14 protein-coding genes are annotated in these 14118 nt (G+C 63.6%); 4 read left to right on the top strand and 10 right to left on the bottom strand.

Annotated features, from left to right (window positions below; genetic code table 11):
• Nucleotides 1-12: 12 nt before the first annotated feature.
• Complete coding sequence (gene rplM, locus BLR94_RS14670) at nt 13-441, bottom strand: 50S ribosomal protein L13 (RefSeq protein ID WP_042556349.1); 429 nt, start codon at nt 439-441, stop codon at nt 13-15.
• A gap of 247 nt (nt 442-688) precedes the next feature.
• Here rplM and BLR94_RS14665 point away from each other — a divergent pair, with 247 nt between their 5' ends.
• On the top strand, nt 689-1726 hold the full coding sequence (locus BLR94_RS14665) for an NADP(H)-dependent aldo-keto reductase (RefSeq protein WP_084306763.1): 1038 nt from the start codon (nt 689-691) through the stop codon (nt 1724-1726).
• Nucleotides 1727-2078: 352 nt separating this feature from the next.
• On the opposite strand, the gene nfi is transcribed toward BLR94_RS14665, so the two are convergent.
• The gene (gene nfi / locus BLR94_RS14660) at nt 2079-2786 is read right to left on the bottom strand and encodes a deoxyribonuclease V (protein WP_084306761.1); all 708 of its coding nucleotides are present in this window, start codon (nt 2784-2786) and stop codon (nt 2079-2081) included.
• Nucleotides 2787-2914: 128 nt separating this feature from the next.
• On the opposite strand from nfi, the gene BLR94_RS14655 reads away from it, so the two are divergent.
• Nucleotides 2915-3934 (top strand): GlxA family transcriptional regulator, encoded by a 1020-nt coding sequence (locus BLR94_RS14655; protein WP_084306759.1) that lies wholly within the window; start codon nt 2915-2917, stop codon nt 3932-3934.
• 22 nt (nt 3935-3956) lie between these two features.
• On the opposite strand, the gene zapE is transcribed toward BLR94_RS14655, so the two are convergent.
• The 3 genes from zapE to BLR94_RS14635 all read right to left on the bottom strand — a co-directional run bounded on the left by zapE (nt 3957) and on the right by BLR94_RS14635 (nt 7682).
• Complete coding sequence (gene zapE / locus BLR94_RS14650) at nt 3957-5051, bottom strand: cell division protein ZapE (RefSeq protein ID WP_084306757.1); 1095 nt, start codon at nt 5049-5051, stop codon at nt 3957-3959.
• 505 nt (nt 5052-5556) lie between these two features.
• Nucleotides 5557-6906, bottom strand: a complete 1350-nt coding sequence (locus tag BLR94_RS14640) for a tryptophan--tRNA ligase (protein ID WP_084306753.1) — start codon at nt 6904-6906, stop codon at nt 5557-5559.
• A gap of 146 nt (nt 6907-7052) precedes the next feature.
• Entirely contained in the window at nt 7053-7682 is a 630-nt protein-coding gene (locus BLR94_RS14635) for an alpha/beta hydrolase (protein WP_084306751.1), read from the bottom strand.
• Between the two features lie 134 nt (nt 7683-7816).
• On the opposite strand from BLR94_RS14635, the gene BLR94_RS14630 reads away from it, so the two are divergent.
• Together BLR94_RS14630 and BLR94_RS14625 are read left to right on the top strand one after the other, a co-directional pair.
• Entirely contained in the window at nt 7817-8260 is a 444-nt protein-coding gene (locus BLR94_RS14630) for a Z-ring associated ZapG family protein (RefSeq protein ID WP_084306749.1), read from the top strand.
• An 85-nt stretch (nt 8261-8345) separates the two neighbouring features.
• The gene (locus BLR94_RS14625) at nt 8346-8987 is read left to right on the top strand and encodes a TetR family transcriptional regulator (RefSeq protein WP_084306747.1); all 642 of its coding nucleotides are present in this window, start codon (nt 8346-8348) and stop codon (nt 8985-8987) included.
• 454 nt (nt 8988-9441) lie between these two features.
• Here BLR94_RS14625 and azu read toward each other — a convergent pair whose 3' ends face one another.
• The 5 genes from azu to BLR94_RS14600 all read right to left on the bottom strand — a co-directional run bounded on the left by azu (nt 9442) and on the right by BLR94_RS14600 (nt 13827).
• Nucleotides 9442-9891 (bottom strand): azurin, encoded by a 450-nt coding sequence (gene azu / locus BLR94_RS14620; protein WP_084306744.1) that lies wholly within the window; start codon nt 9889-9891, stop codon nt 9442-9444.
• A gap of 146 nt (nt 9892-10037) precedes the next feature.
• Nucleotides 10038-10766: an ABC transporter ATP-binding protein gene (locus BLR94_RS14615; protein WP_084306742.1), complete on the bottom strand. Its 729-nt coding sequence runs from the start codon at nt 10764-10766 to the stop codon at nt 10038-10040.
• Entirely contained in the window at nt 10763-11635 is an 873-nt protein-coding gene (locus tag BLR94_RS14610) for an ABC transporter ATP-binding protein (RefSeq protein ID WP_084306740.1), read from the bottom strand. Before BLR94_RS14610 ends, BLR94_RS14615 begins: the two co-directional genes overlap by 4 nt.
• Nucleotides 11632-12909, bottom strand: a complete 1278-nt coding sequence (livM, locus tag BLR94_RS14605) for a high-affinity branched-chain amino acid ABC transporter permease LivM (protein WP_090423716.1) — start codon at nt 12907-12909, stop codon at nt 11632-11634. Before livM ends, BLR94_RS14610 begins: the two co-directional genes overlap by 4 nt.
• A 3-nt stretch (nt 12910-12912) precedes the next feature.
• Nucleotides 12913-13827, bottom strand: a complete 915-nt coding sequence (locus BLR94_RS14600; RefSeq protein WP_084306738.1) for an ABC transporter permease subunit — start codon at nt 13825-13827, stop codon at nt 12913-12915.
• Between the last annotated feature and the right edge of the window lie 291 nt (nt 13828-14118).

Raw genomic sequence — 14118 nt, 5'->3', positions numbered from 1 at the left:
TGAACTATTCCGTTAAATCTTCAGTTCTTGAGGCTGCTGAGCAGTATGAGGGTGAGCAGCGCCCGCATAGACTTTCAGCTTACGGTACATGTCGCGACCCAGCGGGTTCTTCGGCAGCATGCCTTTGACCGCGGTCTCGATCACGCGCTCAGGCGCCTTGGCGATCAGCTTGTCGAAGCTGATCGACTTGATGCCACCCGGGAAACCGGAGTGCGAGTAGTACATTTTGTCGGTGGTCTTGGCACCGGTCACACGAACCTGCTCGGCGTTGATGACGACGATGTAGTCGCCGGTGTCGACGTGCGGGGTGTACTCGGGCTTGTGCTTGCCACGCAGGCGGCTAGCGATTTCGGTAGCCAGACGACCCAGGGTCTGGCCAGCAGCGTCGATCACAAACCAGTCGCGCTTTACTGTTTCTGGTTTAGCGGTAAAAGTTTTCATTCTTTATAGCCTCAGGGGCCGCCCAGCAAAAATAGACGGCGGATCTTACTGAATAGTGCGTACTTTGACAAGTCAAAGGCAGCCGGATGCGGGCGCTATTCGGGGGCTCGGGTCAGCGCGTCCGCGTACGGCAAGATTCTTCGGCAGGCGGCGCATCACTTCCACCGCAGAAAGAGGAGGCGGATTATCCTGATTGCGAAAAAAATTTCAACCTGCTTGTATGAGTCTTTTGTCAGAGGACGCTCCAATGGAATACCGCCAGCTCGGCCGAACCGATCTCAACGTCAGCGCCCTGTGCCTGGGCACCATGACCTGGGGCGAGCAGAACGACGCCACCGAGGCGTTCGCCCAGATCGATCGCGCCAAGGCCTACGGCATCAATTTCATCGACACCGCGGAGATGTACCCGGTCCCGCCACGGGCCGAGACCTACAGCAAGACCGAACAGATCATCGGCGAGTACTTCAAGCAGCGCGGCGACCGCGCCGACTGGATCCTGGCCAGCAAGATCGCCGGCCCCGGCAACGGCATCACCCATATCCGCGACGCCCAGCTCAAGCACAACCGCCAGCATATCGTGGCGGCCCTGGACGCCAGCCTGCAGCGCCTGCAGACCGATTGGCTCGACCTCTACCAGCTGCACTGGCCGGAACGCCCGACCAATTTCTTCGGCCAGCTCGGCTACCAGCATCAGGACAGTGACTGCACGCCCCTCGAGGAGACCCTCGATGCCCTGGAGGAGCAGATCAAGGCCGGCAAGATCCGCCATATCGGCCTGTCCAACGAAACGCCCTGGGGCACCATGAAGTTCCTGCAACTGGCCGAAGCACGCGGCCTGTCGCGCATGGTATCCATCCAGAACCCCTACAACCTGCTCAACCGCAGTTTCGAGGTGGGCCTGGCGGAAGTGGCGATTCGTGAACAGTGCGGCCTGCTGGCGTACTCGCCGCTGGCTTTCGGCATGCTCTCGGGCAAGTACGAGAACGGTGCACGGCCGGAGAACGCCCGCCTCAGCCTGTTCAGCCGCTTCGCTCGCTACAACGGTGCGGAAACCGTGGCGGCCTGCTCGCGCTACGTGGCCCTGGCCCGCGAGCACGGCCTGGACCCGGCGCAGATGGCCCTGGCGTTCGTCACCGGACGGCCGTTCGTGACCAGCAACATCATCGGCGCCACCTCACTGCAGCAGTTGGAGTCCAACCTGGCCAGCAGCGAATTGAAACTCAGCGATGCAGTGCTGGAAGGTATCGAGGCGATCCACAAGGCCCAGCCGAACCCGGCGCCCTGACGGCGATGGTTTTTTCTGACCAGCGGTGGGCGATTGCTAGTGCTGGGCTGAAGCGGATCGCCGCCCGGCCCACCCGGCCTGAAATCGGGAATGCCTTTCGATACCGAATTGGCGCTTGCGAGGTAACGGGCAAGACGGTATCTACATGGCTGTGCTCATCCATGTAGGGTGGATGGCGCTGTTTTCATCCACCACCAAGGTTACCGAGTGGTGGACGGATAAAGCGTCGTCCACCCTACTCAATGAATACCGAATTAGCACTTGCGAGGTAATGGGCAAGACGGTATCTACAGTTAGAGCGCCTTACCGGGTGGGCTTCAGCCCACCAAATCCGCAACACAGGCAACCCTGGCTAAAGAAGTTTCGGCCCCCTGGTATCGCGCCGCGATGCCAGGCGGTCGGCCAGCCGCGTCGGCTCCGGCAGGCGATAGCCCCTGCCCCACTCGAGCACCAGTTCCACCGCGCTATCCATGCTGACCCGGTGGCCCGGCGAAACGATCAGCGGTCGCACCTTGCGCTTGCTGCGCAGCATCCAGGCGAGCTGCCGGCCCTGCCGGTCGAGCAATTCGACCTTGTCGCCCCGCTCTTCCCCCAACTCGCCGTGATGACCGGTGAGGATCTTTTTCGCCACGCCGATGGTCGGCCGGCCACTGACCACCCCAAGATGCGCCGCGATGCCCAGGCCCCGTGGGTGGGCGATGCCATGACCGTCGACGACGATCAGATCCGGCTCCTGCGGCAACCCCGCCAGCGCCGTGATCAACGCCGGCAACTCGCGAAACGACAGCAGGCCCGGCACGTACGGCATGCTGGTGGGAATGCGCGCCACGCACTCGGCAATCGGCTGCAGGGTCTCGGCATCCAGCAATATCGCCGCGGCACGAGTGATCTCGCCGCCCTCCTCGAAGCCGACATCGACGCCCGCCAGCAGCCGCAGCGGCGGATAGTCATCCTCCACGCGCACCTGCCCGGCCAGTTGTTTCTGCAGGACTCTCGCCGCCGCGGGGGTGCCATCCCAATCGGCGAATGGCGAGGCGGCGAGTTCGGAAAAGGCAATCATGGCGACGGCTCCCAGGAGCAAGGTTACGGGACCGGACTGGACGCAGCCGGTATTAAAGAAGACGATTCAGCCACAGCCTGACAGCTTCACCATCAGTCGGCCCACTCACTCGAATAAGAACGACAGCCATGTCCAGCCTGCCCTCCTCGCTCACTCGCGTGAGCATTCTCGCCACGCCCGGCGTATTCGCTTCGACCCTCATGCAAGCCAGAGATTTCTTCCATATGGCCGGCCTGCGCCACGGCAAGCAGCAGGGTCTCGGGCTGGTACCGACCTTCGAGGTTCGTCTGGTCAGTCCGGACGGTTTGCCGGTGCGCAGTTTCAGCGACGTTCAGCTACCGGTGGACGGCGCGCTCGACGACCAGTCGGAGCTGATCATCCTGCCGGCATTCTGGGACGATTTCGACACCCTGTGCAGCCGTTACCCGCAGGTGCCGGACTGGTTGCGCCGGTGTCATGCCGCCGGCGCCAGCCTCTGCGGCGAGGCCAACGGGGTGTTCTGGCTGGCCGCTGCCGGGCTGCTCGACGGCAAGGAGGCGACCACCTGCTGGCGTTTCTTCGCCGAGTTCGCCAGGCGCTTTCCGGCGGTGGCCCTCAACCAGGACAAGCACCTCACCGACGCCGACAACCTGTATTGCGTGGCAGGCCCAACCTCGGCGTGCGACCTGTACATCTACCTGATCGAACGCTTTTGCGGCACCGCCGTGGCACAGAGCGTGGCCCGCGACATCCTCTACGAAGTGCGCCGCAACTACACGCCGGGGCGTATCGGCTTCGCTGGCCAGAAGCAGCATCAGGACCCGAAGATCCTGCAGATCCAGCAATGGCTCGAGGAGCACTTCGCCGAGCGTTTCCGCTTCGAAGACGTAGCCCGTGAGCATGGCATGAGCATCCGCAACTTCATGCGCCGCTTCCACGCCGCCACCGGCGACAAGCCGCTGTATTACCTGCAGCGGCTGCGCATCGAAACGGCCAAGGGGTTGCTGTCGTCGTCACCGAAGAGCATCAAGACGGTCAGCTACGAGATCGGCTACGACGATGCCAGCTTCTTCGCCCGGCTGTTCCGCCAGCACACCGGCCTGTCGCCGAACCAGTACAGACAGCGACAAGACTCAAGCCACACGCTGCAAAAGGTACAGCCAGACTGACGCCCGACCTCTTGAGGCTGCGTCAGGGCTTGTGCGGGCGCGACAGGAACTCGTGGGACTGCATCTCCAGCAGACGGCTGAGGGTGCGCTGGAACTCGAAGTTCAGGCGACCGCCGCTGTACAGGTCCTTGAGCTCCACTTCGGCGGAGATGATCAGCTTGACGTTGCGGTCGTAGAACTCATCCACCAGGTTGATGAAGCGCCGGGCCATGTCGTCCTTGGCCACGCTCATCTGCTCGACGTTGGCAAGGATCACCGAGTGGAAGACCTTGCCCAGTTCGATGTAGTCGTTCTGGCTGCGCGGGCCGTCGCACAGCTCGCGGAACTCGAACCAGCCCACATCGCCGCCGACACGGCGTGCGGTGATGGCACGGTTCTCGATCATCAGCGCCTCGTTTTCCTGCACGGTGACCTTCTCGTGCAGCAGGCTCTTGAAGCTCTTCTCCAGACTCAGCTCGGCAGCCTCGCCCAGCGGAAAGTGGAACAGTTCGGCCTGCTCCAGCGCACGCAGGCGGTAGTCGATACCGCTGTCGACGTTGACGATCTCGGTGTGCACCTTGAGCAGCTCGATGGCCGGCAGGAAGCGCGCGCGCTGCAGGCCGTCCTTGTAGAGCCCGTCAGGCACGATGTTGGAGGTCGCCACCAGGGTCACACCGTTCTTGAACAGCTCTTCGAGCAGGGTCGCCAGGATCATCGCATCGGTGATGTCGGAGACGAAGAACTCGTCGAAGCAGATCACCCGCGCCTGCTCGGCGAAACGCTTGCCGATCACGGTCAGCGGATTCTTGACGTCCTTGAGGGTGCGCATCTCTTCATGCACCCGCTTCATGAAGCGGTGGAAGTGCGTGCGCTCCTTTTCCTTGAACGGCAACGCTTCGAAGAAGGTGTCGACCAGGTAGGTCTTGCCGCGCCCGACACCGCCCCAGAAATACAGGCCCTTGACCGGGGTCACCGCCTTCTTGCCGAACAGCTTGCCGAGCACGCCGGGCTTGCTCCGATCGTCAGCGACCAGGTCGTCGTACAGGCGCTGCAGGTGGCGCACGGCCTGTTCCTGGGCGGCGTCGTGAAAGAAGTCCGGACGGTTGAGGTCGGCCTGGTAGCGTTCGAGCGGAGTCATAGTGCGGGAACCGGGCAAATGAAGCGGGGGGCGACACTTTAGCGACGCCCCCACGGAATGGCAAATGGGCCCATGGGCGCAGAAGGATGTAGCGAGGGATCAAGCGTCACCGATCCACCTGCATCCGTCCAGCCTTGCTGATGCGAGCTCGAGGCTCTGGATACCGTTCGGACTTATCAGGATGAGTGTGGAGGAGCGCAGCGCAATCTACGTCGCAAGCTCGAGGCTTAAGGGTGGACACAGCTTGCAGCTCCTCCCCCGATGATCAGTCGGGAACTATCGCCTCTCGTGAGGCAGTAGTCGAGATACAAGGGTGGACGACGTCTCATCCGTCCACCGCTCTGTAACCGCAATGGTGGACAAAAAGAGCGTTGTCCACCCTGCTCGATAATCGGGGGATGCCTTTAGATGGCGAATTGACGCTTGCGAGGTACCGAGCAAGACGGTATCTACCCGGCTCACGGGGTTTCCTGCCGGCGCGCCGAAGCCGCGCGCCGCACGGGTGTCAGGCTTCTTCCGGCGCCAGCGCTTCGCGCAAGCGGGCGGCGGCCTTCTCGGTGGCCGCCGTATCGGCGAAAGTCGGGCTTTCGCCGACCAATCGCTGATCCAGCCATACTTCGAAGGCATTGCCCTGGACGCGGATATCCAGCGGTTCACCGGCCTGCAGGCGCTTGCTTACCTGCCCTGCCGCCTTGCCGTCGGCGAAGGATGGCGACAGCAGCAACTGCTCGCCCTCGGCATCCAGCAGGCGGAAACGGAAGCCGCCGTCTTCGTCGCGGAAGCTGACGAAGCGGGCGCGCTTGGCAGCTCTCTTCTTCACGGCTTGAGTGCCGGCCGCCTGGCTGCGGAACGAGCGCAGGCCTACCGCTTCGCGCAGCTCGCCAAGGAACGGGGTGGCGATCTTGCGCGCCTTGGCAGCGCCGGCCAGCAGGATGTCTTCGAGATCGGCCGGGCGGGCGATCAATGCCTGGTAGCGCTCGCGCGCCTCGCCCAGCTCGGCTTCCAGCAGCTCATAGAGCGCCTGCTTGGCTTCGCCCCAGGCCAGGCCGCCGAGCAGCGCGGCACGGAAGTCGGCCTGCTGGGTCGGTGCGGCGAAGGCCTGGTAGAGGGTGAACAGGTGCGAATTGTCCGGGTCCTTGGCCTCGCCGGGCAGCTTGGAGTCGGTAACGATACGTGCCACCGCGTCCTTCAACTGCTTGCTGCTGCCGAACAGCGGGATGGTGTTGTCGTAGCTCTTCGACATCTTGCGTCCATCGAGCCCCGGCAGCGTGGCGACGTCTTCCTCGATCACCACCTCGGGCAGCTTGAACAGGTCCCTGCCCTGGCCGAACAGGTGGTTGAAACGCTGGCCGATGTCGCGGGCCATTTCCACGTGCTGGATCTGGTCGCGACCGACCGGCACCTTCTGCGCGTTGAACATCAGGATGTCCGCGGCCATCAGCACCGGGTAGCTGAACAGCCCCATGCTCACGCCGGCATCCGGGTCTTCTCCGGCTTCGACATTCTTGTCCACGGAAGCCTTGTAAGCGTGCGCGCGATTGAGCAGGCCCTTGCCGGCCACGCAGGTCAGCAGCCAGCACAGCTCGGGAATTTCCGGGATATCGGACTGCCGATAGAAGGTCGCGCGTTCGGTATCCAGGCCCAGCGCCAGCCAGGTGGCGGCGATTTCCAGGCGCGAACGCTGGATGCGCTGCGGATCATCGCACTTGATCAGCGCGTGATAGTCGGCGAGGAAAAAGAACGAATCCGCGTCGGGGCGACGGCTGGCGACGATGGCCGGGCGAATGGCGCCCGCGTAGTTGCCCAGGTGCGGCGTGCCGGTGGTGGTGATGCCGGTAAGAATACGAGTGGTCATGGTCAGATTCGCTTGTACTTGAAGCAACTTGATGATCTCGCGAGCTAGAAGCTGGCTAGGCGAAAACAGGCGAGGAAGCGGAGTTTACTGAAGTAAATGAGCATTCCGAGCCTGTTTTCAACGACGCCAGATCGACGCGCAGCAGATCAGAGACGAGGCAGCAGCAGATCTTTCAGGTCGGTCAGTTTGCCGTGAAAAAAGTGACCGCATTCTGCCACTTTCAGCAGTTCGTGGGCACGTTCGAGGTTGGCCGACCAGTCGTAGACGATCCGTGGCTCGACCACTTCGTCGTCATCCGGCTGAATCACCACCAGCGGGCAGCGCTCGGCAAGCGGATGGTCGCCCCCCAGGCGCATGACCGCCGGGGCGATCATCAACAGTTGCGCAGGCTCGATGCCCTGCTTCTCCAGACGCGCACCGAGGCTGGCGGCGACGAAGCCGCCGAAGGAGAAACCCAGCAGGGTCAGCGGCAGCTCGGGGTAACGCCCGCGCAGCCAGTGGGCCACCGCTTCGGCGTCATCGACCTCGCCACTGCCCATGTCGTGGCTGCCGGCGCTGGCCCCCACGCCGCGGTAGTTGAAACGCAGCGTGTGATAGCCGGCATCGCGGGCCGTACGCTGCAGGGTCGACACCACCTTGTTGAGCATGGTGCCGCCCTGCACCGGGTTGGGGTGGCAGATCAGCGCGACGCCGCGCGGGTCTTCCACCTGCAGGGAAAGGGCCTCGAGCTGGCCGCTCGGGCCATTGATCATTACGGGGGTTTCGCGGATGAGCAACAGTGAACTCCGTGACCTCGAACAGGGTCGACTCGTCTAGCTGACAGCCTGCGTGGGCACACCTCAACATAGCGGTGTACAGCGCAGGTTCCAGCCGTTAACGTAAAGCAAAGCCGTTTAGAGAGGAAGGACTCGTGGAACAGACGCTCACCGCCTGGTTGCTACCGGCACTTACCCTGGTCGCCGGTATCGCCATCGGTTTCCTGATCGCCCGCCTTGCGCCCAATGCCGCGCCCAGCCGCACCCAGCGCCAGCTGGACGACATGCAGGAACGTTTCGAGGCCTACCAGAGCGAAGTGGTCACCCACTTCAATACCACCGCCAACCTGGTCAAGAAACTGACCCAGAGCTATCACGACGTCCAGGAGCACCTGTCCCATGGTGCAGATCGCCTGGCCCTCGATGAGGTGACCCGCCAACGCCTGCTGGCTACCCTGCATGCCGAGCCGAGCAGCAGCGACAAGCGGGAACGCCTGACGCCGCCGCGCGACTTGGAAATCCCCAAGGACTACGCCCCCAAGAGTGCCGACGTACCCGGCATGCTCGACGAGGGCTACGGCCTGAAGAACCGCTACTGATCGACTGACGCCAGTATTCCCGACCCCGCCGCATGGCGGGGTTTTGCTTTACGATCCCGGATCGGACAGACCAGGGAGCGATTCGATGCCAGCACCGCACTCACATCACCCTACCCGCCAGGCGCTGATGGACGCCGCCCGCCAATTGCTGGACGGCGGCCGCGCCTTCAGCAGCCTCAGCCTGCGCGAAGTGACGCGCGTCGCCGGCATCGTGCCGACCGGCTTCTACCGGCACTTCAAGGACATGGATGCCCTGGGCCTGGCCCTGGTGGCGGAAGTGGGCGAAACCTTCCGTATCACCTTGCGACAGGTGCGGCGCAACGAGTTCGAACTGGGTGGCATCATCGACGCCTCGGTACAGATATTCCTCGACGCCGTCGAGCAGAACCGTGGCCAGTTCCTGTTTCTCGCCCGCGAGCAGTTCGGCGGCTCGCTGCCGGTGCGCCAGGCACTGGCCACCTTCCGCGAGGACATCGCCGCCGACCTGGTCAGCGATCTGAGCCTGATGCCGAAACTCCAGCATCTCGACGATCCGGCGCGTGGCATGCTGGCGGATCTGGTGGTGAAAACCGTGTTCGCCACCCTCCCCGAACTGATCGATGCGCAATCGGCCGCCCAGCCTTCGCACCGGCGTCCGCAGACCAAGATGACCGAGCAGTTGCGCTTTATCCTGATTGGCGCCAAACGCTGGCGCGGGCTGGGCCTGAACGAAGCGGCGGAAGACTGAAAGCGCGCGCAGCGACTGGACGAAAAAGCAGCAGGCGGCGCCGGGGCTGACGATCATTGGCCTGCACCCGACTACGCCCACCTTATCCACAACCTGCTCCACAGGTACCGTGGATAAGCCGACCGCCAATGCTCGCCGAAAACCATCAAACCCCTGAAATCATTGAGATATTCCTTGACTTCGGTGCCTGCCGGGGTGGCTCTCACCCGCCCACCAACGTTGGTCAGAAATTGATCACCCGGCGTCGAGCGGCAACCGGCAGGGCTTGCAGGCAGGCATGCTCACCTTATCCACAAGCCTGCCCACAGAAGCCGTGGACAGGTTCACTGGGCATCAGGGGCCGGTGCTTTCCATTTCTCGTGCAAGCGACGACGAATGCGTCAGCCCGGTAGGTTATGGCCCGCACACGAAAAGGCCGCTGGCGATGCAGCGGCCCGGGGTTCGCGCGGATCGGTCAGTCGACCAGGGTCAGCGCGCCCTTCATCAGCGCCGCATGGCCTGGGAACGAACAGAAGAACTGGTAGCTTTGCGCCGCGTCCAGCTTGCTCACCTCGAAGCTCACCGAATCGGTTTCGCCGCCACCGATCAGCTTGGTGTGGGCGATGATGCGCTCATCGCCGTCCTTCAGGTAGTTCTTGTCGACGCCGGCGGCGATGCCATCGGTGCTGATGCCCTGCACGTCGGCGCTCTTGGCCAGCACCAGGTTATGCCCCATCACGTTCTTGGGCAGGTTGCCAACGTGCTTGAGTTCGATGGTGAAGGTCTTGCAGCTCTTGCTGACCTTGATGTCCTTGGTATCGAAGGTCATCTGGTCGGTGGAATGCACCTCCACCGAGCACTCGGCGGCCAACAACGGAGCGCTGGCCAGAACCAGCACGGAGGCGACGACAAGCTTGCGAATCATGGGAGTCTCCTTGGCAGTGAATGGGTGCAGCGTGCCCTATCCGATCGCGCTTGCCCATGACCTGAGGCAACACACCGCAGCACCATCCATCAAACCCCATCGGCATGCTGCCGACCGGCAAGCGGCCAGACCGCCGGCACAGGCGCTCAGTGCCCGCCCAGATACGCATTGCGTACGTCCTGATTGCCGAGCAGTTCCTGCCCCGTGCCGGTCATGCGGATTTCCCCGGTGACCATCACGTAGGCGCGGTCGCTGAGGCGCAGGGCATGGTTGGCGTTCTGCTCGACCAGGAAGATGGTCATGCCGGTCTGCGCCAGCTCGCGCAGGGTGGCGAAGATCTGCTTGACCACGATGGGCGCCAGCCCCAGCGACGGTTCGTCGAGCAGCAGCAGCCTGGGGCGGCTCATCAGCGCCCGGGCGATGGCCAGCATCTGCTGCTCGCCGCCGGACATGGTCATCGCTCGCTGGTTGCGCCGCTCTTTGAGCCGTGGGAACAGCTCGAACATGCGCTGCATGTCCTCGGCGGCATGCTTGCCGCCAATGGGGATGGTGCCCATCAGCAGGTTTTCCTCCACGCTCATGTCGGGAAACACCCGGCGCCCTTCCGGCGACTGGGCGATGCCGTTGGACGCCACGAAGTGGGCGCTCTTGCGGGTGATGTCCTGCCCCTGGTAGAGAATCTGCCCCCCACTGGCCCGCGGCTGGCCGAAGATCGACATCAGCAGGGTCGACTTGCCCGCTCCGTTGGCGCCGATCAGGCTGACCGTCTCGCCGGGGTCGATGTGCAGGTTGACCTGCTTCAGCGCCTGGATCTGCCCGTAATGCACGTCGACGTCCTTGAACGCCAGAATCGGAGCCACGTTGATATCGGTCATGCCACCTCCTCCTCGTCCGCGCCGAGGTAGGCGGCGATCACTTTCGGGTCGTTCTTGATGGCGTCCGGGCCGCCCTGGGCGATGACCAGGCCATGGTCGAGGACGATGATGTGGTCGCTGATGCTCATCACCATGCCCATGTCGTGCTCGATCAGCAGCACGGTCAGGCCGTGCTCGTCGCGCAGCAGGCGGATGATCTGGCTCAGCGCATGGGTTTCCGACGGGTTGAGGCCGGCGGCGGGTTCATCCAGGCAGATCAGCTCGGGGCCCGTGCACATGGCCCGGGCGATTTCCAGGCGGCGCTGCTGGCCGTAGGAGAGCTCGCCGGCCAGGTGGTTGGCGTGCTCGACCAGGTTGACCACCTCCAGCCAGTAGAAGGCGGTGTCCAGCAGCTTGTTCTCGGCACGCCGGTAGCCGGGGGTATTGAGGATGCCCTTGATCAGGCTGCGCTGGGCGAGCATGTGCTGGGCCACCAGCAGGTTTTCCAGCACGGTCATTTCCTTGAACAGGCGGATGTTCTGGAAGGTGCGCGCCAGGCCGGCGCGGTTGACCAGGTGGGTGCCGCCGAACATCTTGTACCAGAGCCGCGAAGCGAACTGCCGGGGCTTGATGAAATCATCCACGGCGAAGGGCTCGCCGAGGATCTGGATCACATCGGTCTGCGTGCCCTGGGCATTGAGCAGGATCTTGCCGCCGGTGGCCGAGTAGAAGCCGGTCAGGCAGTTGAACACCGTGGTCTTGCCGGCGCCATTGGGGCCGATCAGCGCCGAGATCGAGTTGCGCTTGATGGAAAAGTTGACGTCGTTGAGCGCCTTGATGCCGCCGAAATGCATCATCAGGCTGTCCACCGAGAGGATGTTGTCGCTCATGGCGCGACTCCTTTGCGCGGGGCGATGCCGATGCGGTTGATGCGGATCAGCCCACGGGGCCGCCAGATCATCATCACCACCATGAGCATGCCGAACAGCAGCACCCGGTAGTCGGCGAAGCTGCGCAGCAGCTCCGGGGTGATGGTCAGCACGAAGGCGGCGATCACCACCCCCACCGTCGACCCCATGCCGCCGAGCACCACGATGGCGAGAATCAGCGCCGACTCGAAGAAGGTGAACGAGGTCGGGTTGACGAAGCCCTGGTAGGTGGCGAAGAACACCCCGGCGATACCGGCGGTGGACGCCCCCAGGGTGAAGGCCGAGAGCTTGACCAGCACGTGGTTGAGGCCCATGGAGCGGCAGGCGATCTCGTCTTCGCGCAGCGCCTCCCAGGCACGGCCGACCGGCATGCGCGTGAGGCGATGCTTGACGTACAGCACCAGCAGCACGACCAGCACCAGCACCGCGTAGATGAACAGGAACTTCATGTTGGGGTTGTAGGCCACGCCGAAGAACTCGTGGTACGGCACGCCGCCATCCTTGGCACGGCGGGCGAATTCCAGGCCGAAGAAGGTCGGCGACGGCGCGCTCATGCCATTGGGGCCGCCGGTGACCGGCAGCCAGTTGGTCAGCACCAGGCGGATGATCTCGCCAAAGCCCAGGGTGACGATGGCCAGGTAGTCGCCGTGCATGCGCAGCACCGGGAAGCCCAGTAGCGTCCCGGCGAAGGCCGCCATCAGCGCGGCCAGCGGCAGCATGCTCCAGAAGCCCAGGCCGAGGTACTGGTAGCCCATGGTCAGGCCGTAGGCACCGATGGCGTAGAAGCCGACGAAGCCCAGATCGAGCAGCCCCGCCAGGCCGACCACGATGTTCAGGCCCAGGCCGAGCAGCACGTAGATCAGGCCGAGGATGATCACCGTCAGCAGGTACTTGTTGGCGAAGAACGGAAAGATGATCGCCAGCACGATCAGCCCCCCGATGATCCAGCGCATCCGCGACACATGCCCCGGTGGCTGCACGCCGACGCCAGCGCCGGAACGCTCGAAGCCCTCCAGCACCACGCGCCCCTTGCCCGTCTGCAGGAACAGGCTGAGCAGCAGGCGGCCGACCATCACCGCACCGACCATCCACGCCACGCGGTCGACCCGCAGGTTGAAGTCATAACCCTGCAGCACCACGCCCACCACGGGGCCGAACACGATGAGCGCGATCAGGCCGGCCATCAGGCTGTCGATCAGGCTCTTTTTCACATCGATAGAAGAAGTCGTACTCACGGCTTACACCTTGGTTACCTGAGGACGGCCCAGCAGGCCCTGGGGACGGAAGATCAGGATCAGCACCAGCAGCGAGAAACTGAACACGTCCTTGTAGTCGGAATTCACCATCCCGGAGAACTGCGCCTCGGCCACGCCGAGAATCAGCCCGCCGAGCATCGCCCCGGGCAGCGAGCCGATGCCGCCGAGCACCGCCGCGGTGAAGGCCTTGATGCCGATGATGAAGCCGGCGTAGAAATCGAAGGTGCCGTAGTTGAGGGTGATCAGCACCCCGGCCAGCGCGCCCATGGAGGCGCCGATGACGAACACGTAGGAGATCACCCGGTCGGTGTTGATGCCGAGGATCTGCGCCATCTTGCGGTCCTGCTGGGTGGCGCGGCACATGCGCCCCAGGCGGGTGTTCTGGATGATGAAGGTCAGCGCCAGCATGCCGATGATGGCCGCAGCGATGATGAACAGCTTGGTGTAGGTGATCATCACGTAACCGTCGCCCACGTGCAGGCGCAATGCGCCTTCGAGCATGGTCGGGATGCCCTGCTGCCGCGCGCCCTGGCTGAGCTGCACGTAGTTCTGCAGGATCAGCGACATGCCGATGGCGCTGATCAGCGGCGCCAGCCGTGTGGAGTTGCGCAGGGGCTTGTAGGCGATGCGCTCGATGGCGAAGCCGTACACCCCGGTGACCACGATGGTGAAGATCAGCGTGCCGAGGATCACCAGCGGGAAGGAATGCACACCGAAGAAACCGAGTACCGCGATGGCGATGGCCGCCAGGTAGGCGGAGACCATGTACACCTCGCCGTGGGCGAAGTTGATCATGCCGATGATGCCGTAGACCATGGTGTAGCCGATGGCGATCAGGCCGTAGACCGACCCGAGGGTCAGGCCATTGACCAGTTGCTGCAGGAAGATGCCGTCCATTGGAAAATCTCTGAGTCAGTGACGGAAAAGCGCGCAGTCGCCCGGCGACCGCAGCAGCCCCGGCAGGCCATGACCCACCGGGCTTGGAGGTGTTCACGGGTGACAGGGGCGATGTCCGGAGACCGTTTCGTGGGCGCGCGCTCACGTTCGTCCTCCACTGCGGTCGCATCTGTAGGGTGGACAACGCTCTTTTTGTCCACCATTGCGTTCGCAAAACGGTGGACGGATCGGGTCGCGCAGATGGAGCGCCGTCCACCCTACGCGCTAGCGCCCTGAAGACCGTGAACGGAC

This window comes from Phytopseudomonas flavescens, from assembly GCF_900100535.1.
GTDB lineage: Bacteria > Pseudomonadota > Gammaproteobacteria > Pseudomonadales > Pseudomonadaceae > Aquipseudomonas > Aquipseudomonas flavescens.
Note: the sequence above shows the minus strand (reverse complement) of the source record. Positions and strands in the feature narration are given on the sequence as shown.

Coding starts and splice junctions, on each gene's coding strand:
- BLR94_RS14640 (WP_084306753.1), bottom strand. CDS start 6,906: ATGACCACTCGTATTCTTACCGGCATCACCACCACCGGCACGCCGCAC.
- BLR94_RS14665 (WP_084306763.1), top strand. CDS start 689: ATGGAATACCGCCAGCTCGGCCGAACCGATCTCAACGTCAGCGCCCTG.
- azu (WP_084306744.1), bottom strand. CDS start 9,891: ATGATTCGCAAGCTTGTCGTCGCCTCCGTGCTGGTTCTGGCCAGCGCT.
- rplM (WP_042556349.1), bottom strand. CDS start 441: ATGAAAACTTTTACCGCTAAACCAGAAACAGTAAAGCGCGACTGGTTT.
- BLR94_RS14655 (WP_084306759.1), top strand. CDS start 2,915: ATGTCCAGCCTGCCCTCCTCGCTCACTCGCGTGAGCATTCTCGCCACG.
- BLR94_RS14600 (WP_084306738.1), bottom strand. CDS start 13,827: ATGGACGGCATCTTCCTGCAGCAACTGGTCAATGGCCTGACCCTCGGG.
- BLR94_RS14610 (WP_084306740.1), bottom strand. CDS start 11,635: ATGAGCGACAACATCCTCTCGGTGGACAGCCTGATGATGCATTTCGGC.
- BLR94_RS14615 (WP_084306742.1), bottom strand. CDS start 10,766: ATGACCGATATCAACGTGGCTCCGATTCTGGCGTTCAAGGACGTCGAC.
- nfi (WP_084306761.1), bottom strand. CDS start 2,786: ATGATTGCCTTTTCCGAACTCGCCGCCTCGCCATTCGCCGATTGGGAT.
- BLR94_RS14625 (WP_084306747.1), top strand. CDS start 8,346: ATGCCAGCACCGCACTCACATCACCCTACCCGCCAGGCGCTGATGGAC.
- zapE (WP_084306757.1), bottom strand. CDS start 5,051: ATGACTCCGCTCGAACGCTACCAGGCCGACCTCAACCGTCCGGACTTC.